At 74.4% G+C, this 23,651-nt stretch carries 25 protein-coding genes; 12 read left to right on the forward strand and 13 right to left on the reverse strand.

All coding sequences use genetic code 11. The annotated features are described in order from the left end of the window. Positions 1–168 precede the first annotated feature (168 nt). The 3 genes from AB0P03_RS30730 to AB0P03_RS30740 all read left to right on the forward strand — a co-directional run bounded on the left by AB0P03_RS30730 (position 169) and on the right by AB0P03_RS30740 (position 3,695). Positions 169–585: a hypothetical protein gene (locus AB0P03_RS30730; RefSeq protein ID WP_363631936.1), complete on the forward strand. Its 417-nt coding sequence runs from the start codon at positions 169–171 to the stop codon at positions 583–585. A gap of 367 nt (positions 586–952) precedes the next feature. Beyond that, positions 953–2,524, forward strand: coding sequence for an APC family permease (locus tag AB0P03_RS30735; RefSeq protein ID WP_363589129.1), 1,572 nt, complete (start codon positions 953–955; stop codon positions 2,522–2,524). A 115-nt stretch (positions 2,525–2,639) separates the two neighbouring features. Further along, positions 2,640–3,695, forward strand: a complete 1,056-nt coding sequence (locus tag AB0P03_RS30740) for a Clp protease N-terminal domain-containing protein (RefSeq protein WP_363631938.1) — start codon at positions 2,640–2,642, stop codon at positions 3,693–3,695. Between the two features lie 76 nt (positions 3,696–3,771). Here the strand turns inward: AB0P03_RS30740 and AB0P03_RS30745 are convergent, their stop codons facing one another. Genes AB0P03_RS30745 through AB0P03_RS30755 form a run of 3 tightly spaced genes read right to left on the reverse strand, consistent with a single transcriptional unit; the run spans position 3,772 to position 5,536 of the window. Continuing rightward, complete coding sequence (locus AB0P03_RS30745; protein WP_063350516.1) at positions 3,772–4,161, reverse strand: roadblock/LC7 domain-containing protein; 390 nt, start codon at positions 4,159–4,161, stop codon at positions 3,772–3,774. Next, positions 4,158–5,180 carry a hypothetical protein gene (locus AB0P03_RS30750; protein ID WP_363631940.1) on the reverse strand — a complete coding sequence of 341 codons (1,023 nt, stop codon included), beginning with the start codon at positions 5,178–5,180 and terminating at the stop codon, positions 4,158–4,160. Before AB0P03_RS30750 ends, AB0P03_RS30745 begins: the two co-directional genes overlap by 4 nt. Then, complete coding sequence (locus AB0P03_RS30755) at positions 5,177–5,536, reverse strand: hypothetical protein (RefSeq protein WP_363587515.1); 360 nt, start codon at positions 5,534–5,536, stop codon at positions 5,177–5,179. The genes AB0P03_RS30750 and AB0P03_RS30755 overlap by 4 nt, the downstream gene beginning before the upstream one ends. 141 nt (positions 5,537–5,677) lie before the next feature. Between AB0P03_RS30755 and AB0P03_RS30760 the strand changes: the two genes are divergently transcribed. After that, positions 5,678–6,043, forward strand: a complete 366-nt coding sequence (locus AB0P03_RS30760) for a hypothetical protein (RefSeq protein WP_363587517.1) — start codon at positions 5,678–5,680, stop codon at positions 6,041–6,043. 515 nt (positions 6,044–6,558) lie between these two features. Here the strand turns inward: AB0P03_RS30760 and AB0P03_RS30765 are convergent. Together AB0P03_RS30765 and AB0P03_RS30770 are read right to left on the reverse strand one after the other, a co-directional pair. Beyond that, a complete protein-coding gene (locus AB0P03_RS30765) occupies positions 6,559–6,975 on the reverse strand; it encodes a DUF3592 domain-containing protein (protein WP_363631942.1) in 417 nt (138 codons plus the stop codon). Positions 6,976–7,120: 145 nt separating this feature from the next. Then, positions 7,121–7,357, reverse strand: a complete 237-nt coding sequence (locus AB0P03_RS30770; protein ID WP_363631944.1) for a DUF397 domain-containing protein — start codon at positions 7,355–7,357, stop codon at positions 7,121–7,123. A gap of 364 nt (positions 7,358–7,721) precedes the next feature. On the opposite strand from AB0P03_RS30770, the gene AB0P03_RS30775 reads away from it, so the two are divergent. After that, positions 7,722–8,159: a hypothetical protein gene (locus AB0P03_RS30775; RefSeq protein WP_363631946.1), complete on the forward strand. Its 438-nt coding sequence runs from the start codon at positions 7,722–7,724 to the stop codon at positions 8,157–8,159. Between the two features lie 204 nt (positions 8,160–8,363). Here the strand turns inward: AB0P03_RS30775 and AB0P03_RS30780 are convergent, their stop codons facing one another. From AB0P03_RS30780 to AB0P03_RS30795, 4 genes are all read right to left on the reverse strand, one after another. After that, complete coding sequence (locus AB0P03_RS30780) at positions 8,364–9,626, reverse strand: FAD-dependent oxidoreductase (protein WP_363617478.1); 1,263 nt, start codon at positions 9,624–9,626, stop codon at positions 8,364–8,366. 142 nt (positions 9,627–9,768) lie between these two features. After that, complete coding sequence (locus tag AB0P03_RS30785; RefSeq protein ID WP_363587527.1) at positions 9,769–10,200, reverse strand: nuclear transport factor 2 family protein; 432 nt, start codon at positions 10,198–10,200, stop codon at positions 9,769–9,771. A 6-nt stretch (positions 10,201–10,206) separates the two neighbouring features. Beyond that, positions 10,207–11,010, reverse strand: a complete 804-nt coding sequence (locus AB0P03_RS30790) for an MBL fold metallo-hydrolase (protein WP_363631947.1) — start codon at positions 11,008–11,010, stop codon at positions 10,207–10,209. 117 nt (positions 11,011–11,127) lie between these two features. After that, positions 11,128–12,408 carry an MFS transporter gene (locus tag AB0P03_RS30795; protein ID WP_363631948.1) on the reverse strand — a complete coding sequence of 427 codons (1,281 nt, stop codon included), beginning with the start codon at positions 12,406–12,408 and terminating at the stop codon, positions 11,128–11,130. Positions 12,409–12,577: 169 nt separating this feature from the next. Here AB0P03_RS30795 and AB0P03_RS30800 point away from each other — a divergent pair, with 169 nt between their 5' ends. The 4 genes from AB0P03_RS30800 to AB0P03_RS30815 all read left to right on the forward strand — a co-directional run bounded on the left by AB0P03_RS30800 (position 12,578) and on the right by AB0P03_RS30815 (position 16,933). Further along, positions 12,578–13,675 (forward strand): DUF5937 family protein, encoded by a 1,098-nt coding sequence (locus AB0P03_RS30800; protein ID WP_363587533.1) that lies wholly within the window; start codon positions 12,578–12,580, stop codon positions 13,673–13,675. A 133-nt stretch (positions 13,676–13,808) separates the two neighbouring features. Continuing rightward, the gene (locus AB0P03_RS30805; RefSeq protein ID WP_363631950.1) at positions 13,809–14,666 is read left to right on the forward strand and encodes a PhzF family phenazine biosynthesis isomerase; all 858 of its coding nucleotides are present in this window, start codon (positions 13,809–13,811) and stop codon (positions 14,664–14,666) included. A gap of 83 nt (positions 14,667–14,749) precedes the next feature. Further along, a complete protein-coding gene (locus tag AB0P03_RS30810; protein WP_363631952.1) occupies positions 14,750–16,018 on the forward strand; it encodes an aminoglycoside phosphotransferase family protein in 1,269 nt (422 codons plus the stop codon). Positions 16,019–16,027: 9 nt separating this feature from the next. Then, complete coding sequence (locus tag AB0P03_RS30815) at positions 16,028–16,933, forward strand: LysR family transcriptional regulator (protein WP_363587539.1); 906 nt, start codon at positions 16,028–16,030, stop codon at positions 16,931–16,933. Here AB0P03_RS30815 and AB0P03_RS30820 read toward each other — a convergent pair. From AB0P03_RS30820 to AB0P03_RS30830, 3 genes are all read right to left on the reverse strand, one after another. Continuing rightward, positions 16,914–18,098, reverse strand: a complete 1,185-nt coding sequence (locus tag AB0P03_RS30820) for an MFS transporter (protein ID WP_363631954.1) — start codon at positions 18,096–18,098, stop codon at positions 16,914–16,916. The two genes, AB0P03_RS30815 and AB0P03_RS30820, sit on opposite strands and share 20 nt — an antisense overlap. Before the next feature lie 132 nt (positions 18,099–18,230). Further along, positions 18,231–18,494 (reverse strand): ferredoxin, encoded by a 264-nt coding sequence (locus AB0P03_RS30825; RefSeq protein WP_363631955.1) that lies wholly within the window; start codon positions 18,492–18,494, stop codon positions 18,231–18,233. Further along, positions 18,491–19,708, reverse strand: coding sequence for a cytochrome P450 (locus tag AB0P03_RS30830; RefSeq protein WP_363587545.1), 1,218 nt, complete (start codon positions 19,706–19,708; stop codon positions 18,491–18,493). The genes AB0P03_RS30825 and AB0P03_RS30830 overlap by 4 nt, the downstream gene beginning before the upstream one ends. Before the next feature lie 656 nt (positions 19,709–20,364). On the opposite strand from AB0P03_RS30830, the gene AB0P03_RS30835 reads away from it, so the two are divergent. From AB0P03_RS30835 to AB0P03_RS30845, 3 genes are all read left to right on the forward strand, one after another. Then, positions 20,365–21,450 (forward strand): S-(hydroxymethyl)mycothiol dehydrogenase, encoded by a 1,086-nt coding sequence (locus AB0P03_RS30835; protein WP_363587547.1) that lies wholly within the window; start codon positions 20,365–20,367, stop codon positions 21,448–21,450. 73 nt (positions 21,451–21,523) lie between these two features. After that, positions 21,524–22,153: an MBL fold metallo-hydrolase gene (locus AB0P03_RS30840; protein WP_363617457.1), complete on the forward strand. Its 630-nt coding sequence runs from the start codon at positions 21,524–21,526 to the stop codon at positions 22,151–22,153. A 54-nt stretch (positions 22,154–22,207) separates the two neighbouring features. Beyond that, a complete protein-coding gene (locus tag AB0P03_RS30845) occupies positions 22,208–22,609 on the forward strand; it encodes a TIGR03618 family F420-dependent PPOX class oxidoreductase (protein ID WP_063350534.1) in 402 nt (133 codons plus the stop codon). Between the two features lie 21 nt (positions 22,610–22,630). On the opposite strand, the gene AB0P03_RS30850 is transcribed toward AB0P03_RS30845, so the two are convergent. Next, positions 22,631–23,539 carry a phosphotransferase gene (locus AB0P03_RS30850; RefSeq protein WP_363631957.1) on the reverse strand — a complete coding sequence of 303 codons (909 nt, stop codon included), beginning with the start codon at positions 23,537–23,539 and terminating at the stop codon, positions 22,631–22,633. Between the last annotated feature and the right edge of the window lie 112 nt (positions 23,540–23,651).

Raw genomic sequence — 23,651 nt, forward strand, 5'->3', positions numbered from 1 at the left:
CGGCTGCGGCGCTCGGTCACGGCGCACTGCGCGCGCGAGGCGGGCTGCCCGGTGCTGACCGTCCCGGTGCCCGAGCTGCTGCACGAGCTGGAGGCGCTGCACCGGCGCACCCGGTGGCACCTGCCGGTCGGCCCGGCGCCCGAACTCGTCGCCGCGAAGGGGTAGGGCGTGCGGATGTACGCGGCCCGGCCGGGCGGACGGCGCTACCACCCGGTCCTGGAGCGGCTCTCCGCCCCGACCTCGGGCACGGTGGCGCTGCTCGCCGGCGGCGTCCTGGCGATGGGCCTCGGCGGGCTCGGCGAACTGCACTCCGGCGGGCTCGCCTACGTCGCCTACCTCGGCCTGTGCGCGATGCTCGGCGCCTTCTCCCGGCCCCGGGCGGCGCCGCTGATCGGACTGGCGGCCTGGCTGTGCTGCAACGCTTTCGCCGAGCACCGGCACGGTGAACTGGGCTGGGCCGGGACCTGGCCGGAGGGCTCGCACTTCGCGATGTTCACCGCCACCGCCCTGCTGGTGGCCCTGCCCACCACCCTGCCGCGCCGGACGGTCCGGGTGGCGCGGCTGCGCCTCGACCAACTCGGGTGAAACCCCACAGACGGTCCCTCACCGGCCTTCGGGTCGGCGGGCGGACCACGCCGAGACCAGGGCTCCGGCCGGTACTCCGGAGCCCTCGGCAACCGGTGGAAAACAGGTAGGAGGCGCGCGGCGCCGTGGCGGCGGAGCGGTCGCCGTTCGGACAGCGGGCCCGCCGAGCCAGGCGGGCACCGCCGCGACCGCACCACGGCCCGCGCCGCGCGTCGTCCGTCCAGCCCAGCAGCCCAGCAGCCCGGCAGCCCAGCGGCCCAGCGGCCCGGAAGTCCTGCCCCCGGGCCGCCCGCCGAGGGCGGCGTTACGCTGAGACGACCAGATCCGTCCTCGCGGCCCCCGCTGCGCACCCAAGGGGGTGGGGCCAGTGCCGGCGTCCCCGACCAGCCCCCCGACCGGCGGTCCCCGTGACCGTCCGACGGGTTCCGGGGCGGGCGAGAAGGGCCTGAAGAGCGGCGCCCTGGGCCTGCTGTCCTCGGTGTGCATCGGCCTCGCCTCCACCGCCCCCGCCTACAGCCTCGCCGCGACCCTCGGCATCGTCGTGGTCGGGGTCGGCCTCCAGGCACCCGTCGTCACCGTCCTGGCGTTCATCCCGATGCTGCTGATCGCCTACGCCTACAAGGAGTTCAACGCCGCCGACCCGGACTGCGGCACCACCTTCACCTGGGCCGCCCGGGCGTTCGGCCCGCGCACCGGCTGGATGGGCGGCTGGGGCATCGTCGTCGCCGATGTCATCGTGATGGCCAACCTGGCGCAGATCGCCGGGGTGTACGGCTTCCGGCTGGTCGGCCTGGACTCGCTCGCGGACAGCCGGGTGTGGACGGCCACCGCCGGGGTGGTCTGGATCGTCCTGATGACCGCGATCTGTTACGTCGGCATCGAGCTGTCCGCGACCCTGCAACGCCGGCTGCTGGCCGTCGAGGTGGTGATGCTGGTCGCCTTCTCGGTCACCGCGCTCGTCAAGGCGTACGGCTCCGCCGCGCCCCCGACCGCCATCCCCGTCGACGCGTCCTGGTTCAACCCGTTCAACGTGCCCTCGACCTCGGCGTTCACCGCCGGCATGCTGGCCGCGGTCTTCATCTACTGGGGCTGGGACACCGCCGTGTCCGTCAACGAGGAGACCGCCGACTCCGCGCGCACGCCCGGCCGCGCGGCCGTCATCTCCACCGTGCTGCTGCTCCTCATCTACGTCCTGGTCGCCACCTCGGCGCAGTCCTTCGCCGGGGTCGGCGCGGACGGCATCGGGCTCGGCAACCCGGCGCACTCGGGGGACGTGCTGTCCGGCCTCGGTGACGCGGTGTTCGGCACCACCGGGATCGGCGCGGTGCTCAGCCGGCTGCTGATCCTGATGGTGCTGACCTCGGCCGCCGCCTCCACCCAGACGACGATCCTGCCCACCGCCCGCACCACCTTCTCGATGGCCACCCACCGGGCCATCCCGACCGGCTTCGCCCGGGTGCACCCGCGCCACCGGACCCCGACCTGGTCGACGGTCGCCATGGGCCTGGCGTCGATCGCCTTCTACGTCCTGCTCACCGCGATCAGCGGCAACGTGCTGGCCGACTCGATCGCCTCGGTCGGCCTGGGCATCGCCTTCTACTACGGCCTGACCGGCTTCGCCTGCGTCTGGTACTACCGCCGGGTCCTCACCCGCAGCGTCCGGGACTTCGTCTTCAAGGGCGTGCTCCCGCTGGTCGGCGGCCTGATGCTGCTGTACTTCTTCGCCTACGGCGCCTTCGACGTCTACGCCGATCCGGACTACGGCGCCACCTCGATCGACCTGCCGGGCGTCGGCCGGGTCGGCGGGGTGACGGTGATCGGGCTGGGCGCGCTGCTGCTCGGCGCGGTGCTGATGCTGGTGCAGCGGGTGGTGCAGGGGTCCTGGTTCCGCCACCCGGACGTCCCGGTGAGCGCCGCCGACCCGGCCTCCGCGCCCTGAGTTGCCGGTGCCCCGAACCGGCTGGTTCTGACGTTTCCTTGACGCGCAGTCACGTGTAAAGGACTAGCAAAGCAGGCATATAGTTCGGGCAAAGCATCGTGGTGGGAGGGGCCGGATGGAGACGACGCTGGAACCGGACTGGCGCACGCTCGGCGTCCTGGGCGCGGCCCGGGGCGCGCGCGGCGGGGGTGACGGCCGCCTCGGGACGGAACACCTGCTGGCCGCCGTCGCCGGGGCGAAGGGCCCGGCCGGCGAGGCCCTGACGGCCGCCGGGGCGACCGCGACCGCTCTGCTCGCCGTCCTGCGCGACCGCCAGGGCGGGGCCGACGCGACACGCTGGGACTCGGACGACGGGGCCGGTGCGAGCGTGCCGGCCCGCGACGCGCTCGGCCCGACCGGGGAGCGCGGCGTGCTGCTCAGCGGCGCCGCCGCCCGCGCCCTGACCGGTGCCATGGAGCGGGCCCGACAGGACGGCGAGCGGAAGTTCAGCGCCGAACACCTGTTGCGCGCCCTGCTCGCCGATCCGCACGCCCGGGCCGTCGAACTGCTGCGCGCGGCGGGCGTCGCGCCGGGAGCGGTGCTGGAGCGACTGGCGGCGCCCGCCGGCCCCGACGCGCCGGACGGTCCCGGTGCCCCGGGCGCCCCCGACCGCGACGACCTCGACCCGCTGCTGCGCCCCACCCGGGACGCGCTGCTCGGCCGCACGCCGTACCGGCTGCCGCGCTGGAAGCGGCTGCTGGTACCCGGCTTCGCCAAGGTGAACATCGCGGCCGCGCCGATGGCCTGGGTCCGGCTGGAGGCCGACGGGCAGGCGCAGCGCCTCGGCCGCCGTGCGCCCGGCACCGAACACGTGCTGCTGGCCGTTCTCGCCGTGCACGAAGTCGCCTGCCGGCACCCGCAGTTGGCCGGCGAGGGCGGCGCGGATCCGGCCGAGCGGCACGCGGGCGGAGTGCGGCTGGCCCGGCTCGGCCTGGACTACGCCCGGGCCCACGCCGCGCTCACCGCCGGGCGGGTGCCGCTCGCGGCCGACCCGCGGGCGGTCGAGGCCTACCTGTCCGGCGCGGCGGACAGGCAGGGAACCGGGCCGTTGGTGGAGGCGCTGCTCTCGGAGGAGACCCGGGCCCGGCGGCTGGTCGAGGCCCTGCGCGGCGACCGGCCCGATCGCCCCTGATTGCTGTAACTGAACGGCGTTGGGACTAGGGCGTGTTTCATAATTCGCGCGCCCGGCGGGAATTATGAAACACGCCCTAGACCGCGGGGACCATCCCGAGCAGCTCGCTCAGGCGGCGGACCGTGGCGGGCGACTCGCGGTGCAGGCCGGCGACGTCGAGGCCCTCGTCTCCCAGGATCATCAGCAGCGCCTGCTCCCCGATCGCCAGCACCACGACGTAGCCGCTGTTGCAGCGGGTGACCACGTCACGCAGGCCGCCCACGCCGACCTCGGCCGCGGTGCGCCGGCCGAGGCCGAGCATGGCGGCCGACAGGGCGGCGGCCGACTCGGGGTGGACGGCGGCCGTGTCGGCGGCCACCAACAGGCCGTCGGTGGTGGAGATGACACTCTCCGAGATGCCCATGACCCGGTCGCGGAGGGACTTCAACTCGTCGACCAGTACGGCGGTCGGTGTCTGGCTGCTCATGGTGCGCTCTTCTCACTCTGCTCGGTCGTCTCGATACGCGCGGTGTGCTCGGCGCGGTGTGCGTTCGGTGGGCCGTCGGAAGCCGCCGCCGCTCCCTCGGATCGGGCGGGCCGGCCGCCGGGGCCGCCCGGACCACCCGCGCCGCGTCCGCTGCGGACGCGGCGCGGCAGCGGCCCGGTGTCGGCCGGCGGCGGTTCGCTCGTCGCTATGCGCGGGGCCACGCTCGGTGCCAGGGGAGCCGGGTGCTTCGGTTCCCGGTGGAGCAGGTGCCGGGCGTCCATCCGTACGACGTCGAGGAGTACCGCGAACACACCGCGTCCCAGGGCGAAGCCGAGGTCGCGCGCGGTGCGGCGGCCGGTGGCGGCGGCCAGGATCTCCCGGTAGCGGACCGGGATCCGCAGCGCGCCGGATTCGGCCCGGGCGGCAGGACGGATCCGGATGCGGGCCAGTTCGCCGGGCGGTCCCCAGAGGCGGGTCAGCAGGGCCGTCCGCCGGGCGGTCTCCGCGAAGAGCCGCTCCGGCTCGATGCCCGGGCGCAGCGCGATCCTGGCAGGCGGCGCCGCCTCGGCCGTCTCCCAACTGCCGGGCGGGCTCAGCACCAGGGCGAAGGCCCCGTCGAAGGCGGCGGCGGCGCAGACGGCTTCGAGCTCGGCGGCGCCGATCGACCCCTGAGCCACCAGGGCCGCGCCGAGGTCGCCGCCCCAGGTCGGGGGAGCGTCGGCCGGCCGGCCGACGGACGCGGCCACCTCGGCGGACGCCCACTCCTCCTCGCCGACGCGCCGGGACTTCAGCAGCAGGGTCGCGGCGGTCGGGGCCCCGGGGGTCTCGATCGCGGTGACCAGACCCTGCTCCAGGTGGATCGTGCCGCCCGGTGCGCTGGAGACGGTGACCGAGCCGGTGAACTCCGTCCGGCGCAGCGCGAGCAGCAGCGCGGGCACGTTGCGCGCGGTGGGCGGAGCCGGCGTCGTGGGAGCTGCGGGGATGGCGGGCGGCGCCGTGTCGTGGGACGGGTCGGTCATGCCAGCAAGTCCTGCGCGCGGTCGGCGGTCTGGCGGACGGCCAGCGCCAGGTTGGTCCGTTCCCGGTCCAGCACGGTGGCCAGCAGCAGGGGGTCGCCCTTCCGGGACACCACCTGGACGACCTGGTGATGGCGGGTGCTGGTGACCACCAGGCTCTCCAACTCGCTCTCCGCCCCTGCCTCGTACAGCCGCTCGCCGATCAGGTTGGTCAGCTCGGCGAGTTCGGCCCCGGTCCCGAGCAGCCGGTGGTCCCCGGCGGACTGGTAGCTGAGACCTGTGACGGCGTCGACGAGCGCGGCACCGACCACTCCGGGGGAGCCGAGCACATCGGAGAGGGAAGCTTCGAGTGCGCGCACCAGTACCCCTTCACGTTCTGAACCCCGGTAGCGTACTTTATTCCATCATTTTCACGAGGCGACCACAACCGGTGACTTCTTGCTATTTTGTTCCTGCACACGGGAGTTCTGCCCGGAAGTCACGCAAAGGACGAACAGCGCATGAACATTGACGACGCACTCAAGGACGCGATGGCCATCGAGGGGGCCATCGGAGTGGCTGTGGCCGACTACGATAGCGGCATGTCGCTCGGGTTCCTCGGCGGGGGGCAGCAGCTCGACCTGGAGATTGCGGCCGCCGCCAACACCGAGGTCGTTCGTGCGAAGATACGCGCCTTGGCCGCGCTGTCGATCGACGATGTCATCGAGGACATCCTGATCACCCTCGGCACCCAGTACCACCTGATCCGCCCGCTGACCCGCAGTCACGGCTCGCTCTTCCTCTACCTGGCGCTGGACCGCTCGCGCGCCAACCTCGCGCTCGCCCGGCACGGTCTCAAGCGCATCGAGGCCGCTCTCGACGTCTAGCCGAGGCCGGGCCGACGGCCAGGGTGTCCGCGCCCCGTCCGGAAGGCCTGCGCGGAAGCCCTGCCTGAAGGACTGCCCGAAGGCCCGCCCGGAAGGCCCGCGCGGGCCGCGTGTCGCGCGTGGAATTCCGGGCGGAGCGAATGCGGGACGTGACGAACCGGCTACGGAGATCCGTCCGTGGGAATCGGGCCTCGAATATCGCGGGTGTGCGCCGACCATGAGAATGCGTGACTTTCCGATGACTGCGCGTCATATTCGCCCCGGCTGTTCCGGCCGGCGCCGGAGCGCCGGAATACCGTGGTCGAACCGCCGGAGCGCCGGTGTTTCGGCGGTGCCGCGGAATCGGCTCGACCACGCCGCGCGCGGCACGAAGGCGCGCCGCCGAGATCCGGCGGCGGGAGCGTCCCCGGACGCGGACGACGGGTGTGTGTGTCCGCGCTGGCCCCAGGTGCGGGCGCGCGGCGGCGTCATCGCGAACCCGGCCTCGTTCTCGAAGACGATTCAGGCGGGCAGCCTCACAGGACGGCGACCGCCAGTGTGATCGCGGCCAGCACCATCAGCAGCCCGAGCGCCACGAAGCCGTACTCCAGGGGTCTGCGCTCGCGGCCTTCCACCAGGACCTGCCGGGGGTCGGCTGGATCGTAGCGGACCTGCACGTGGCCGCCGTCCGGCAGCGGGTGGCGCGGGGTGGATGGGACGGGGGAGAAGACCTCCACCACCCGGCCGTCCTCGGTCTCGAACTGCAGCAGCGGGCGCGGCGGCAGCGCGCGGTCCTCCGGGGCGGGGACGCGGGCGCGCACCAGGGCCAGGGCCGGGACGCCGACCCGGTGCAGCCGCCGGAGGTCGCGTAGGCCGACCACCCCGGCGAGGTAGGCGACCACGCCGCCCAGGCCGCCGAACACCACCACGGCGAATCCGGCCGTCCCGCCCACCGCGCCTCCCTGTCCGAATCGCCCCCGGACACCCCAGTATTGCCGACCGCAGGGACTCCTGACGCCTGGAACCCGCCCAGTTCACGGCGGAGCCCCGCCACTCCGGAAAAAGGGGTGACGGGGCCCTCAGGGCGCCGCGCGTACGTCAGACGTCGCCGAACTCGCCGGTACGGACGGCGGCAACGAAGGCCGCGAAGCCATCGGGGGAGAAGGCGAGGGCCGGGCCCTCGGGGTCCTTCGAGTCGCGGACGGGGACAACACCGGGGACGTTGGCGGCCACCTCTACGCAAGCGCCGCCGTTGTCGCTGTACGAAGACTTGAACCGCTGAGGCTCGGTGGTCGCGGTAGATCCTCTCTTTGATTCCTGCCTGTGTTGAAACACCGGGATGAGACCAGGGTGGCCTACGACGGGATCGTCGAGCTCTGTGCGTTGATGTTCACTGGCCGACGGTCCAGAAGAAGTTGATCAGCGTGACGGCCGCTCCGCACAGGATCGCGGCACCGTACGGTGTTGCCCGGGACGCACTGTTGGGGTCAGTATCGATCACGGCTTGGTCCTCCTGTCGGCGTGTGGACGTGGCTCGTCCGACAGGCAGGTGCACCGACCGAGTCCCTCCGCGACCGCAGACGGCGACCCCATCGGGACGGGGCGATGCGCCGGAGGTCGGGAATGGCCGCGACATACCATCGCAGTGAATACGAAGCGCCAGGCCGAGATTCCGGCGCCGGTGTGAGGGAGGGCCAGGATGTTCGGTTCGCAGAAGAAGCTCAACGATCTGATGGCGCAGCTCAGGCCCGACCTGAGTCGGGAATCGCTCGGTGTCGGGCCCGACTTCCCGGGCGTCGCCCCGAACCCGTTCCTGAGCAGTGATGCACGGAAGCGCAATGCGGAACTGCGTACGGGGGCGCTTGCGCTCGGCGTTCTCGTCGACTGGCGGGAGGTCAACAGCAGTCCACGCGTGGTCCTGATGCTCGACGTGGAGACCGCCGGCGGCATCTCGTTCCGCGGTATCGCGGACGAAGGCCTCACGATCACCGAGCTCACCCGACTCGCCCCAGGACAGACGTTCCCCGTGCGCTACCGGCCGGCCGTCATGGACCACTACGTCGCCCTTGCCCGGGACGCGGACCCCGCCCACGTGCAGCAGCTCGCTGACGAGATCGCGAGCCGCAAGCGGACCTGACCCGAAGCCATTGGCCGGATCCCTGGAAGCCTCTTGAAGATCCTGCTCTGACTGCCCGACTCACCCCGGATTGCCGGTAAGTGTCGATCAGGTCGAACTGGTACAGGCCGGGCGTGCTTTCAACAGCTTCATCAGGGAGCGGTCGGCCAGGAGACCCCGCCACTCCGGAAAGGGGTGGCGGGGTCCCAGGGCAGCGCGCGTACGTCAGACCTCGCCGAGCGGGGTGTCCGGGTCGGCCAGCGCCTTCGGGTCCACCACCCGCCTGGAGCGCACCAGTTCGCGGATCGGGTCGGTGACGTCCCAGACGTTGACGTTCATCCCCGCCAGCACCCGGCCGTCGGCCAGCCAGAAGGCGATGAACTCGCGGGTGGCCGGGTCGCCCCGGAACACCACCTGGTCGTAGCCGTCCGGTTCGACGTAGCCGACGTACTCCAGGCCGAGGTCGTACTGGTCGCTGAAGAAGTACGGGATCCGGTCGTACACCGCGTCCGGGTGCCCGAGCATCGCGCGGGCGGCGGTCTGCGGCTGGTTGACGGCGTTGGCCCAGTGTTCGACCCGCAGGTGCGTGTCGAACAGCGGGTGGTAGGCGTTGGCGACGTCGCCGGCCGCGTAGACGTCCGGGTCGGAAGTGCGCAGCTGCTGGTCGGTCTTGACGCCGTTGTCGATCTCCAGCCCGGCGGCCTCGGCCAGGCCGGTCGCGGGGGTGATGCCGATGCCGACCACCACCGCGTCGGCCGGCACCGTCGTGCCGTCGCCCAGCCGCACGCCGCTCACCGCGCCGCCGGAGCCGGTCAGTTCGGTGACCTCGACGCCGAACCGCAGCTGGACGCCGTGGTCGCGGTGCAGATCGGCGAAGACCTGCGCCACCTCCCGGCCCAGCACCCGCAGCAGCGGCAGTTCGGCGGCCTCCAGCACCGTCACCTCGGCGCCGGCCTCCCGGGCCGCGGCCGCCACCTCCAGGCCGATCCAGCCCGCGCCGATCACCGCGACCCGCGCGCCCGGGCGCAGCACGGCCTTGATCCGGTCGCTGTCCTCGACCCGGCGCAGGTAGAGCACGCCGTCCTGGTCCGCGCCCGGCACCGGCAGCCGGCGCGGGGTCGAGCCGGTGGTGAGCAGCAGCTTGGCGTACTCGATCCGGCCGTCGTCGGTGAGCGTCACGGTGTGCCCGGCCGGGTCGATCGCGGCCACCGCCGTGCCCAGCCGCAGCGTGACGTCCTGCTCCCCGTACCACTGCGGCGGGTGGACGTAGATCTTCTCCCGGGGCGTCTTGCCGAGCAGGTACCCCTTCGACAGCGGCGGCCGCTCGTACGGGCGCTCGTGTTCGTCGCCGATCAGGACGATGCCGCCCCGGTACCCGGCCTCGCGCAGCGCCTGGGCGGCCTTCGCGCCGCCCAGGGACGCCCCGACGATCACGATCGGCCGCTCGCGCCCGCCGTCCTCCGCCGTTCCCGCCGTGCCCGTGCCCATGCTGAACTCCTCGCTCTCCGGCCGGAATCAGGGGCCAGCCTGCCGCCGTCCGGGTGGCGTGTCGAGGGCGTGCCGGGCGCGCCGCGCCATGCTCCCCCTTACGGGTGAACGCGAACCGCTACGGGCGCGGTCAAGGAATTCGCTACGGGGTCATGGCCTCCCGGACCAGCGCGGTGTCGGCGAACTGCTCGAATCGGACGATCCGGCCGCCGCGCACCGTGAAGTGGTGGGCGACCCGCACCGCGAGCGGCTTTCCGGTGATCTTGTGGACGGCCGTGTAGCGGGCCAGCACCACCACGTTCTCGCCGTCGACCACGTAGGTGTCGTCGTGCGCCGTCCAGTTCTCCCAGGCGGCGGCCAGGCGCTCCATGACGTTGGCGGTGACGCCCTTCGGGGTGCGGTAGGTGCCGGCCAGCGGGAAGCCGGCCATCTCGGTCCACTCCACGTCGTCGGCGAGCGTGGCGCGCAGCGCGGCCAGGTCGCCGTGGGCGGAGGCCAGGTACTGGCGGCGGACCACGTCGGCCGGGGCGGAGGACTCGGCGAACGAGGCGGTGTCCCTCGGGATCTCGATCATCGTCGCTCAGCCCCAGGCCATCTCGCCCATGGCGACCTTGGTGCCGAGGTCGACGGCGATCTTCAGCCCCAGGTCGGGGAAGCGCCGTTCCAGCGCCTCCTTCGCGGCGGTCGCGTCCGGGGCCCGGCCGATCTCGGTCTCGAAGGCGCGCAGGTAGTCCCGGGTGTGACGGACGGAGGTGAGGTCGGTGGCCGCGCCGGCGGTGCGGTGGCCGGCCGCGACGAACTCCGGTTCGAGTGCCTCGATCCCGTCCAACAGGTCGATCCAGGCGGCGCGTTGGGCCGGTTCGGGGGTGTCGGCCGTCCACACGTGCAGGCCCTCGAAGAGCAGCACGCCGCCGAGCACGGCGTGGTGGTGGTGCTGCCAGAGGTAGTGCCGGTCGGGCAGGTGGAAGTCGGCGCCGCGCAGCTCGAACCGGTGCCCCTCGAAGACGAGTTCGTCCCCGTGTAGCACCTCGGGTCGGACCAGCCGGGTGGGCAGCTCCGGGCCGAGGTGGGCCCAGGCCCTGAGCTTGCCCTCGAACGTCTCCTGGATGTGCTCGACGGTGGAGGCGGTGGCCAGGAACCGTGCCTGGGGGAAGGCGTCCTGGACCTCCTGGGCGCCGAAGTAGAAGTCCGGGTCCCCGTGGCTGACGAAGACCGCGGCCAGCCGCTTGCCGGCGGCGCGGATCCGCTCCACCAGCCGGCGGCCGTCGGAGCGGGTGAACCCGGCGTCCACCAGCAGGGCGTCCTTCGGGCCGGTGACCAGGACGGAGGTCTTGTTGAGCGAGCTGTCGGGGCTGTCGATGATCTCGAAGTCGAGAGCACTCATGGGTCTGTTGTCCTTCCTGCTGCCGGGCACGCCTCGCGGCCAGCATCGGCCTTGCGGGTGCGCTCCGCATCCGGAGGAGGGGCGGGGCCGGGCCCGATCCGACCCGCGCCGTGGGCGTCACGTCCTCGGGGCCAGTCGCAGCACCGCCAGCGCCCCCAGCAGGGTCGCCCCGGCCAGCACCGGCCACAGCACCCCCGGACCGGCCGCGAGCAGCGCCGTCAGCGCCGCCGGCGCCGCCGCCCGGCCCACGCCAGAGGACAGCTCCCAGCGCGCCAGCGCCCGCCCCAGCAGGTGCGGCGGGGCGGCGGCCGTCACCAGGGCCGTCCCCGCACCGGTGTAGAGGATCTCGCCCAGCGTGAACACCACCGAGACCGCCGCGACGCCCGCCGCGCCCGCCGTGCCGCCCAGCGACCCGACCGCCCAGTACCCCAGGTAGGCCAGGGCCAGCGTCACCCCCGAGGCGGCCAGCACCGCCCGCCGCGAACGGTCCGCGAGCCGCAGCACCAGCACCAGCTGCAGCGCGATCACCAGCACCGTGTTGCCCACGAACACGCCCGACGACCACGCCGGGGAGGCGTGCAGGTGCAGCACCAGCAGCGCCGGCAGCGCCACCTCCAGCACGTCGAAGCAGAACGCGTACGGCAGGTTGGCGAGGCTCAGCAGGCTGATCCGCCGCAGCGACTCGCCCTGCTCCGGCACGTCCACCGCCCGGTCGGCGGCCCGCTGCGGCGCGCGCACCCGCAGCGACAGCACCAGCGCGGCGGCGGCCAGGCAGGCCGCGCCCGTCACCCCGGCCAGCACCCTGATCGCGCCCGCCCCGCCGGTCACCACCAGCGTGGCCAGCAGCGCCCCCGCGCCCAGTCCCGCGTTGCGCAGCGACCGCCCGGCCGCCAGCGCGGCGTCCCGCAGGCGGCCCTCGGTCAGCGTGCTGACCACCGCCGCGTGCGTGGTCGGCCAGGACTGGCTGCCCACCCCGATCAGCACCGACGCCGCCACGAACCCCGGCAGGCCGTCCGAGACCAGCAGCGCCAGCGCGCCCGCCGCCCGCACCGCCAACGTGGCCGCCGCCGGCAGGGTCCGGGTGCCGCGGTCGATCCACCGGCCGGTCAGCGGCACCACCAGCAGGCCCGCCACCATCCCCGCCGACATCGTCAGCCCCGCCGCCGCCGCGCCCAGGTGCAGCACCCCGATCCCGTACAGCAGCAGGAACGGCCGCAGCAGGCCGGAGCCCACCGCGTCCACCACCAGCGCGGCCGCGTACCGGGGCCCGCCCGCGGCGGTCAGCAGCCGCGGCAGCGTGGACGGGCCCCCGCGGCTCGCACCGATCGGCGGGGCCGGCGGCACGCCGTCGCGGACGGCGGCGTGGTCATGGACGGACTTCTCCTGGATCAGGCTCATGGCCGGTACCGTCCGCCCTGCCCGGCCCGCCGGGCACGTGGATTGACGCTAACCGTCAATCGACGCGGGAGCGGATCCGGGCGGGTGGCAGGATCGCCGTCGTGAGCGAACCGATCATCGAGAGGCACGGGTGGGCGAACGCCCCTGCCGGGAGGAGCACGGCGGGCGCATGAGCGTGACCATCGACATCACCGGCCTGCCGGACGAGCGCCTGCTCTTCACACCGTCCCCGCTGGGCGAGCTGACCGCGATGCTGGACGTCCTCGCCGAGCCCGCGCACCACCCCGCGCTGCACGGCTGGGCGTCCAGCACCGCCGCGACGATCCCGCCGGAGCTGTCCGAGCGGCTGCTGGAGGCCGACTTCCTCTGGCGCTCCTCCCGCGCCGACTTCCTCGTCCCCGGCCTGCCCGGCGCCACCCTGGCCGCCGAGCTCGACGCCGTCGACCGGATGGACGACGAGCTGTACGTCGCCGCCGCCCTCGTCACCACCTGCGGCGCCTCCCGGCCGGCCCGCCGGGCGCCCTCCCCGCTCACCGACCCGGTGGCCAACGAACGGGCCCGTGAACTCGCGCTCGCCCGGGGCCCCCGGCAGGCCGCCTTCGCGGACCGGCTGCTCGCCGACCCGCCCGCCGTGCGGGCCCTCGTCCGGCGGATGCTGGAGGACTGCGAGTCCGCGTTCTTCGCCGACGCCTGGCAGCGCGTCCTGCCCGCCCTCGCCGCGGACGCCCGGCGCAAGGCCGATCTGCTGGCCCGGCGCGGCCCCGCCGAGGCGCTGGCCGCGGTCTCACCCTCCGTCACCCTCGACCAGAGCGCCGACGGGCGGCGGCGGATCGTCATCGACAAGCTCCAGGACAACGCCACCAGCGGCACCGAGGGCGGCGGCGTCACCCTCATCCCCACCGCCTTCGGCCGGCCCCACCTCGTGGTGGTGTACACCCCCGGCTGGCGTCCCGTCCTCCAGTACCCCGTCGCCGAGGCGGGCATCCCCGAACCCGTCTCGCTGGCCCTCGTCCAGCAGCGGCTGGAAGCCCTCGCCCACCCCGTCCGGCTGCGCCTGGCCCGCACCATGGCCCGCGGCGCGCACACCACCGGCGAACTCGCCTCCACCTGGCAGCTCAGCGCGCCGGAGGTGTCCCGGCACCTGGCCGTCCTGCGCAAGGCGGGGCTGCTCATCACCCAGCGGCGCGGGCGGTACATGCTCTACCAGCTCGACCTGTCCGGCAGCGCCCGGCTCGGCTCGGACTTCCTGGAGGCGTTGCTGCGGTGACCGGTGTCGTGGTGACCGGCGGGCCGGCGGGCCGGCGGACCGGCGACGGGTGAGCGGCAACGGGTGAGCGGGAACAGGTGAGCGGGAACAGGTGAGCGGGAACAGCGGGGGAGCGGAACGCGTTCGTCCGGGCATGACCGACGACGCCTCACCCCGCATCCTGCGCTACGCCGCCTTCACCACCCGCCCCGAGGGCGGCAACCCGGCGGGCGTCGTACTCGACGCCGCAGGCCTGACCGACGAGCGGATGCTCGCCATCGCCGCCGAGCTCGGCTACTCCGAGACGGCCTTCCTGACCGCGGGAGCGACCGAAGGCGCCTACGGAGTCCGGTACTTCAGCCCGCTCACCGAGGTGCCGTTCTGCGGCCACGCCACGGTCGCCTCCGCCGTCGCGCTCGCCGCCCGCACCGGCCCCGGGCAGTACGTCTTCACGACGGCCGCGGGCGAAGTCCCCGTCCAGGTCGACCAGGACGCGGAGGGCGTGCTGCGCGCCACCCTGACCAGTGTCGAGCCGCAGGTGGAGGACGTGACCGAGGCCGACGTCGACGAAGTCCTCGCCCTGCTCGGCTGGGCCCGCACCGACCTGGACCCGACCCTGCCGCCCCGGATCGCCTACGCCGGCGCCCGCCACCTCGTCCTCGCCGCCGCCACCCGTGACCGCCTGGCCCGCCTCGACTACGACTTCGACGGCCTCGCCGCCTACACCCGGGCCCGCGACCTGGTGACCCTCCAACTCGTCTGGCGCGAGGCCGCGGACGTCTTCCACGTCCGTAACCCCTTCCCGGTCGGCGGCGTCGTCGAGGACCCGGCCACCGGCGCTGCCGCGGCCGCCTTCGGCGCCTACCTGCGGGAGCAGGGCGCGGCGGCGGCCCCGGCGGTGCTGACCCTCCACCAGGGCGAGGACCTGGGCCGCCCGGGCGTGCTCCACGTGGAACTGCGGACGGCGGACAGCCGGATCCGGGTGTCCGGCGCGGCGGTGGCGATCCCGTAGCGCGAACGCGATCGGCCCGGTCCCGGCCCGAGGCGTCCGGAAATTCGCTCGCGTACCGGGCCCGGGTGGGCGAAGCTGCCCGGATGCAGCGAGCGAGCGAACGCACCGTCACGGTCCATCTCACCCACGGGGCCGAGTACTTCGGCGCCGTGGGCCCGTTCCAGGCGGCGGGCGGGTGGTGGTCGTCGGTGGACGGGGTGGGGGCGCGGACGGCCGAACTCGCCGGGGTGCCGGTGCTGGTGCTGCGGCTGGTGGAGGGGCGGGGCGAGCAGGGCGGGCGCGGCGGGCACGGTGGGCAGGTGTGGTACCACGCCGAGGCGCTGGAGCGGCCGACGGCCGTCGAGGCCCGGCCGCTGGACGCCGGGACGGCCGCGCTGCTCGGCCCCGCCGAGCGCCGCGCGGCCTGGGCCACGCCGGCCGGGTTGGGGGAGGCGCTGGCCTGGGCGGAGGCGGAGCTGGCCGGGGCGGGCCGTCCGGTCGCCGGCCCGGCGCGGCAGATCCGGACCTGGAACCTGTCGGGCCTCCTCCGCCTCCCGACGGCCACCGGCCGTGACGCCTGGCTGAAGACCACGACGCCCGCCTTCAACGCCCGGGAGGGCGAGGTGATCGCGCTGCTCGGCGGCGTCGACCCGGGCCTCGTGCCGCCGGTGCTGGCCGCCGACCCGGCGGGCGGACGGCTGCTGCTGGACCACGTGCCCGGCGAGGACTGCTGGTCGCCGTCCCTCGACACCGTCGAGGAGGTGGTGCCCCGGCTGGTCGCCGCCCAGGCGGCGCTGGCCGCCGACGGGCGAGCGGCGAAGGCCGGGCTTCGCGACCGGACGCCCCGCGCCCTGCTCGCCCAGGCGCAGGCGCTGCTCGACCGGCTCCCCGGCGAGACCGACCTGACGCCCGGGGAACTGGCCGACGTCCGCCGACTGGTCGCCGAACTGCCGGCGCTGCTGGAGGAGTTGGCGGCCTGCGGCCTCCCCGAGACCCTGGTGCACGGCGACTTCCACCCCGGCAACTGGCGCTCAGACGGCGAGCGTCCGGTGGTCGTCGACTACGCCGACTCCTGCCTCGGCCACCCCGCCCTGGACGGGCTGCGCCCGCGCGCCTACCTCGCGCCGGAGCGCTGGCAGCACCTCGTCGAGGTCTGGCTGAAGGCCTGGAGCGAGCACGCGCCCGGATCCCGGCCGTGGCGCGCGCTGGAGCTGGTCGAGCCGCTGTACCACCTGTCCTACGCGCTGCGCTACCAGGAGTTCCTGGACCACATCGAGGAGAGCGAACGCCTGTACCACGCGGGCGACCCGGCCGCCGAGCTGCGCGCGGCACTGGCCTGCGGCGTTCCCGACCTCACAGGTCGGAACACCTAGACTGCCGGGGTGGATCGGACGACGCCAGGCCCCGTGCTCCCGGAGCTGCCGCTCCAGGAACTGGAGTGCTTCTCCGTCCTGGTGCGCCAGTTGCACTTCGGGCGGACGGCGCAGCTCCTGGGCGTCTCGCAGGGCCGGGTCTCCCAGCTGATCAAGCGGCTGGAGGGCCGGGTCGGCGCCCCGGTGTTCGAACGCACCAGCCGGCGGGTCGAGTTGACCGAGCTGGGGCGCGAGCTGGCCGAGCAGGTGGTGCCCGCCGTCGACCGGCTCCGGGAGGGCTTCGAGGCGGCCCGCGCCCGGGCCGCCTCGACGGACCGGCCGCTGCGCCTGGGGTTCCAGTGCGCCGTGTACGAGCCGGTGGCCAGGGCGATCGCGGGCCTTGCGGAGGGGGCGGCCCAGCTCGTCGAACTGTCCTGGGGCGATCCGTTCTCCCACCTGGGCCGGGGCGAGGTCGACCTGGCCATCGTGCTGTCCCCGTGCCGGGAGGACGGCCTGCGGGTGCTGCTGGAGTTCTCGCGGCAGCCGATGTACGTCGCCCTCTCCGCCGGGCACCGCCTGGCCGGGGCGGCGAGCGTCTCGGCGGACGAACTGGCCGGGCTGGCGCTGATCGAACCGCGTGGGCCCGCCCCGGACTACTGGCGCCGGGCGAACGCCCCGCGGCGGACGCCGGACGGGCGGGAGCTGGCCTACCCGGCGGGCGCGGCCACGCTCCAGGAGGGGCTGTCGACGGTGGCCAGCACCCGCCTGGGGCTGCTGCTGTGCGAGGCGAGCACGGCGTACGTCCAGCGGCCGGACATCCGCTATCTGCCGGTGCCGGGCCTGGAGCCGTCCACGCTGCTGGTGGTGCAGGGCGAGCGGCCGCCGCACCCGCTGGCCGGGGCCTTCGTGCGGGCGCTCACCGCCGTGGGCGCGTGACGGCGGCGAGCAGCAGTCCGGCCGCCGTGATCAGCGACGCCGTGAGGAGCACGGCGTGGGTCCCGGCCCGGTCGACGACCAGGCCGCCGGCGAACGAGCCCAGCGCGATGCTCGCGTTGAACACGCCCGCCCACAGCGCCGCCGAGGCCTCGATCCGGGTGGGGTCGGCGATCCGGACCCAGGTCTGGGTGGAGATCGAGACCCCGCCGTACGAGGCGCCCCAGACGACGAGCGCGATCAGCACCGCCACCACGCTCCCGGTGAGGAGCGGCAGGAGGGCGGTGGCGAGCGCGACGCCCGCGAGGGCGGTGGTCACGGCAGCCTTGGGGCGCCGGCCGGCCGCCGGGCCGAGGGTGAAGTTCCCGGCGACGCCGGCCAGTCCGTAGACCAGCAGGCAGGCGGCGATGACGCCGCTGCTCAGGCCCGCGTCGAGTTCGAGCACCGGCCGTACGTACGTGTAGCCGGTGAAGTGGCCGAGCACGACCAGCGCCGTGACGGCGAGTCCGGCGGCGACTCCCCGGCTGTGCAGCGCGTCCGCGATCCGGTCGAGCCGGCCGCGCTCGTGGACGGGGAGGGCGGGGAGCGTGCGGGCGAGGACGGCGGCGGACACCGCGCCGAGCAGGGCGAGGGCCCAGAACGCGGAGCGCCAACCGAGCAGCGCCGCGAGGTAGGTGCCCAGGGGGACGCCGAGCACCGAGGCGATGGAGACGCCGGAGAAGATCAGCGTGGTGGCGAGCGCGATCCGCGGCCCGTCGGCGAGGCGTGGGCCCAGCCCCGCGGTGATGCCCCACACGACGCCCATCGCGAGGCCGAGCAGGACACGGCCGACGGCCAGCACGGGGTAGTCGGGGGCGAGCGCGGTGAGCGCGTTGGCCAGCGACAGCAGCAGCATGAAGGCGACCAGCACGTGCTTGCGGTCCCGGAGCCCGATGAGCGCGGGAACGAACGGGGACAGGGCGGCGGCGAGGAGCCCGGTGATGGTCAGGGAGAGCCCGGTGACGCCGTCGGAGACGCCGAGGGTCTTCGAGACGGGGGTCAGCAGCCCCACGGGCATCATCTCGGCGGAGACCACGGTGAAGGTGGCGAGGGCCACGGCGGTGATCGGTGCCCAGCGGGGCGGGCTGCCGGGGGCGGTCGGGGGCGCGAGGGTGTCGGCGTCGGTCATGGAGCCAGCCCATCAGCCGCGCCGAGGGCGGAACAAGATCGATGAGCTCATCCGTCGATTAGCCTGGCTCATCGATCCAGGGATGCCCCCGGCGCCGCCGGCCGTGGTGCGGCAGGCGGCGCCGGGGCGCGGTCACTCCGGCGGGGCGATCCGGTAGCCGCCCGCGGCCGAGTAGAGGGTCAGCGCCTCGACCGGGCAGAAGTCGACCGCGTCGGCCAGTGCCTCCGTCAGCTCGGCGCCGTCGGCCGCGTAGTCGGCCACCGGCTCGGCCAGCCCGTCGGCGCCGAGCACCAGCGAGCCGGGGGCGCTCAGGGCGCACATCCCGGAGCCGATGCAGCGGTCCCGGTCGACCCGCACGACCACCGCGTCGGCGCCCGTCCCCGGGGTGGCCGTCACCAGGCGACCTGGAGGGTCTCGGGGCTGCGGGTGAGCAGGCCCTTCCGCCAGTCGATCTCCTCGACGGGCCCGGTCAGGCGCAGCGAGGGCAGCCGGCGGGCCAGGCGGTGCAGGGCGAGTTCGAGTTCCATCCGGGCCAGCCAGGCGCCCAGGCAGTGGTGCGGCCCGGCCCCGAAGGTCAGCATCGGCGCGGCCAGCGGGGAGAACAGCTCGGTGAGCAGGTCCCCGGTGAAGACCGACGGGTCGTGGTTGGCGGCGCCGGTGTCGGCGGCGACGACGCTGCCGGCCGGGATGACCACCCCGCCGATCTCGACGTCCTCGATGGTGCGGCGCAGCAGGCCGGGCAGGTGCTTGGCGTCGCCGAGCGGGACGGCGCGCAGGATCTGCTCGGTCGCGGCGGTCGCGCTGGCCTCGTCGGCGGCGAGCCGCTGCCAGGCCTCGCGGCCGTCGGCGAGCAGGTAGACGAGCGCGTTGCCAAGGCTGGTCATGGTGGTCTCGTGGCCGGCCACGACGAGGCCGATGACCAGCGTGACCAGCTGCCGCTCGGTGATCGATCCGTCCTCGGCGGCGGCCGCGAGCAGGCTGCTGACCAGGTCCTCGCCGGGGTCGGCGCGGCGCTCGGCGATCACGGCGGCGCCGAAGCCGGCGAACTCGGCCATGGCGGTGGCGATCTCCTCGGCCGTGTAGGCGGTGGCGGAGAGCGCGTGGTCGCTCCAGTGCGCGAGCTTCTTGCCGTCCAGGTTGTCCAGCCCCATCAGCCGGCTGATCACGTGGACCGGTAGCGGCCGGGTGTAGCCGGCCACGATGTCGGCGGGGGAGCCGTGGTCGATCAGCTCGTCGATCAGGGCCTCGACCACCGAGGCGACCCAGGGCCGCCAGCGGGCGATCGCGCGCGGGGTGAAGGCCCGCTGCACGGTGCGGCGCAGCCGCTGGTGCTCGGTGCCGTCGATGTTCAGCAGGCCCTGCGGGTCGTCGAGGATGTTGGGGATGGCGGTGATCGGCGGCGCGTCCGGCTCGTACAGCGGGGCGCGGCCCAGGCGCGGGTCGGTCAGCACCTGCCGCACGTCCGCGTGGCGGCTGACCAGCCAGACGGGCGTGCCGGTGGGCAGCGCGGCGAGCCGGGGCGGGCCGGGCTCCAGGCTGCGCAGGCAGTGCAGCGGGATGAGCGGGACGGTGCCGGTTCCGGCACCGGTCGCACTGTTCTCGGCGGACATCCGTACTCCAGACTCCAGGGCGGGGGGCCGCGCGTGACGGCCCGACGGGGGGTGGAACCGGGATGGTGCGGGGACGGGTGGGGCGGGCCGGCGGGCGGCTCGGCCCGGGCCGGGTCCGGCGGACCGGGACGAACGGCGGATCGGGTGGGGCGGCAGATCGGGACGAACGGCGGATCGGGTGGGACGAACGGCGGATCGAAGGCGGAAGCGAAGGCGAACGCGGACCGGAACGGGGGATGGCGCGAATCGTGCGACGGCGTACGGTCGGTACGCCTCGGCGCGGACGGCGCGCGGTGGCGCACCGTCGGGTGGGGCGGATGTGCTGAGCGTGGTCGCGTGGACCGCTTCTGCTACGACCGTACGTGGGCGGTGGCGCGCGCGTCAGCGGCACTTCCAGCCAACGGCGCTCCTTTCCGGGCACTTCGAGGCACGCTGACGGGCGCTCGGCGCCGCCCGCGCGCCCTGTCCTGCGGGCCGCGCCGGGGGCCCGGCGGATATCTCGACGGCATATGACGCCCTCGCGGCAGGTGCGGTGAGCCGGATCACCGGGCCCGCCCCGTCGGTGCCCGTCGCTACGGGCGCTACGCTTCGTGGGCAGTCGTTTGTCGCAGGTCACGCCGGTGCAGAGCCGCATCGGCCGACGGAGGTGGAATCGGATGGCCCAGCAGGTCAAGGCAGTCATCGCGCGCGCCAAGGGCGCGCCCGTGGAGGTGACCACGATCGTGGTGCCGGACCCGGGGCCGGGCGAGGCGGTGGTCAAAATCCAGGCCTGCGGGGTCTGCCACACCGACCTCCACTACCGCGAGGGCGGCATCAACGACGAGTTCCCGTTCCTGCTCGGGCACGAGGCGGCGGGCGTCGTCGAGTCGGTCGGCGAGGGCGTCACCGAGGTCGAGCCGGGCGACTTCGTCGTCCTCAACTGGCGCGCGGTGTGCGGCCAGTGTCGCGCCTGCCGGCGCGGCCGCGCGCAGTACTGCTTCAACACCCACAACGCGAAGCAGAAGATGACGCTGCTGGACGGCACCGAGCTGTCCCCGGCGCTGGGGATCGGCGCGTTCGCCGAGAAGACCCTGGTCGCGGCCGGTCAGTGCACCAAGGTCGACCCGGCGGTCTCGCCGGCCGTCGCCGGCCTGCTGGGCTGCGGTGTGATGGCGGGCATCGGCGCCGCCATCAACACCGGGGGCGTCGGCCGCGGCGACTCGGTCGCGGTGATCGGCTGCGGCGGCGTCGGCGGCGCGGCGGTGATGGGCTCGCGGCTGGCGGGCGCGGCGAAGATCATCGCCGTCGACATCGACGACCGCAAGCTGGAGACGGCCCGCAAGCTCGGCGCCACCCACACCGTCAACTCCCGCAGCACCGACCCGGTCGAGGCGATCCGGGAGCTGACCGGCGGCAACGGCGCGGACGTGGTGGTCGAGGCGGTCGGCCGCCCGGAGACCTACAAGCAAGCCTTCTACGCCCGCGACCTCGCCGGCACCGTCGTCCTGGTCGGCGTGCCCACGCCGGAGATGACGCTGGAGCTGCCGCTGCTCGACGTGTTCGGCCGCGGTGGCGCGCTGAAGTCCTCCTGGTACGGCGACTGCCTGCCCTCGCGGGACTTCCCGATGCTGATCGACCTCCACCTCCAGGGCCGACTGGACCTCGGCGCGTTCGTCACCGAGACCATCGAACTCGACGCGGTGGAGCAGGCGTTCGAGCGCATGCACCAGGGCGACGTGCTCCGTTCGGTCGTGGTCCTGTGAGCGAGCGTAGCGAGCGAACCATCGAGAGGTGCGCATCGGGCGAAGCACCTGCCAAGCGAAGCGAGGTGGGCGCATGAGTCCGCGCATTGACCGGCTGGTGACGGCCGGGACCTTCGAACTCGACGGCGGCAGCTGGGAGGTGGAGAACAACGTCTGGATCGTCGGCGACGACGAGCAGGCGGTGGTGATCGACGCCGCGCACGACGCCGACGCGATCGAGGCCGCGCTCGGCGGGCGCCGGCTGCTGGCGATCGTCTCCACCCACGCGCACAACGACCACATCGACGCCGCCCCGGCCCTCGCCGCCCGCACCGGCGCGCCGATCCTGCTGCACCCGGACGACCTGCCGCTGTGGAAGCTCACCCACCCCGAGCGCCTCCCGGACGGCGAACTCGCCGACGGGCAGCGGATCGAGGTGGCCGGCACCGAGCTGACCGTCCTGCACACCCCGGGTCACGCCCCGGGCGCGGTCTGCCTGTACGCGCCGGAGCTCGGCACCGTCTTCACCGGCGACACGCTGTTCCACGGGGGCCCGGGCGCGACCGGCCGGTCGTTCTCGCACTTCCCGACGATCATCGACTCGATCCGTGAGCGGCTGCTGTCGCTCCCGGCCGAGACGGTGGTCCGCACCGGCCACGGCGACCCGACCACCATCGGCGCCGAGGCCCCGGCCCTGCCGGACTGGATCGCCCGCGGGCACTGACGATGAACGGCCCCCGGAGCACGGCGCGTGCTCCGGGGCCGTAGCATCGCGATCATGGCCCATGATCCCCGCGACCTCGACGACGCCTTCCTCGCCTTCTGGCGGGAGCGTCACATCGCCACCCTGACCACCGCTCGCCCGGACGGCTCGCCGCACGTGGTGCCGGTCGGCGTGACGTACCAGCCGGAGACCGGGACGGCCCGGGTGATCACCAGCCGCACCAGCCGCAAGGCCCGCAACGTGGCGGCGGCCGGCCCGCAGGGCCTGCGGGTCGCGGTCTGCCAGGTGGACCGGGCACGCTGGTCGACCCTGGAGGGCGTGGCCGTCGTCCGGGACGAGCCGGAGCAGGTCGCCGACGCCGAGCGGCGCTACACCGAGCGCTACCGCGAACCCCGGGCGAACCCGGACCGGGTGGTCATCGAGATCGCCGTCGACCGCGTCCTCGGCCGGCCCTGAGAGCCCTGCTCCCGGGCTTCCTCACGCGTGGCCCGCGCCCATCCTGAGCGCGAGCTCGCGGGCGTGGTCGGCCGCCGCCGGGCCCCGGCCGGCGTCGGGCGCCTCGGAGAGGAAGACGAGCGCCAGCATCAGCGCGGCGTCCAGCCGGCCCACGACCAGGCACGGATCGTCGTCGGCCGGGGCGGTCGCCGTCCTCGCGTACCCGCTGCGGACCGCAGCCGGGTCGAGGTCGTTCTCCGGGTACCGGGCGTACTCGACGAGCCGGCCGAACTCCAGGGCCGGGGCCCCGAGCAGGGCGTTCGACCAGTCCAGCAGGGCGACCGCCCGCCCCTGGTGGCGGCGGATGTTGGCGCTGCGCACGTCGAGGTGCAGCAGGCTGTCCTCGGTGAAACCGGCGAGGCGGCCGGCGATCAGGGAAGCGGCCGGCGGCTCGGGCCAGTCGCCGACGCGGCGGCCGATCTCGGCCCAGCGGCGCCCGATGCGTGCGGCGATCGCCGCCGCCGTGCCGGTTCCCTCCGCCGCGACGGGCCTCAGCTGCGGCGGCGGCACCCGGTGGAGCCGCGCGAGGAGGTGACCCAGCTCGAAGGAGTCGAGGTCCGAGCCGTCGTCGGGGACGTAGGCGGACAGCAGTACGTCGGGGGCGGCCGGGTCGTCCGCCAGGACGAGCTCCCTCGGCTGCGCGACCGGCAGGCCGTGGGCGGCCAGGTGCTTCGCGATGGCGTACTCCTGCCGGAGCAGGGTCCGGGTGTCCACGTGGGGGTCGTTGGCGTTCGACTCGAACCGCTGGCGCGCGAGCCGCACCGCGACGGGCTGCCCGTCCCGCGCCTGCGCCCGGAACACGGAGAACTCCAGTCCCTGGCCGACGAGTTCCAGGCCGCTCAGGCCCCACCGCTCGGCCAGGTCGTCCAACGCGGCGAATCGCTCACTCATGTGCACCTTCGGGGTTTCGCGGTCGCAGGTCGGCCTGCGTCTTTCACCACCAGTGTGAAGGCGCCGGGCGGGCACGTCAGGCGTTCGCCGGAGACAGCGCGGGATGGCGCGG

Source organism: Kitasatospora sp. NPDC088779, assembly GCF_040685395.1.
GTDB lineage: Bacteria > Actinomycetota > Actinomycetes > Streptomycetales > Streptomycetaceae > Kitasatospora.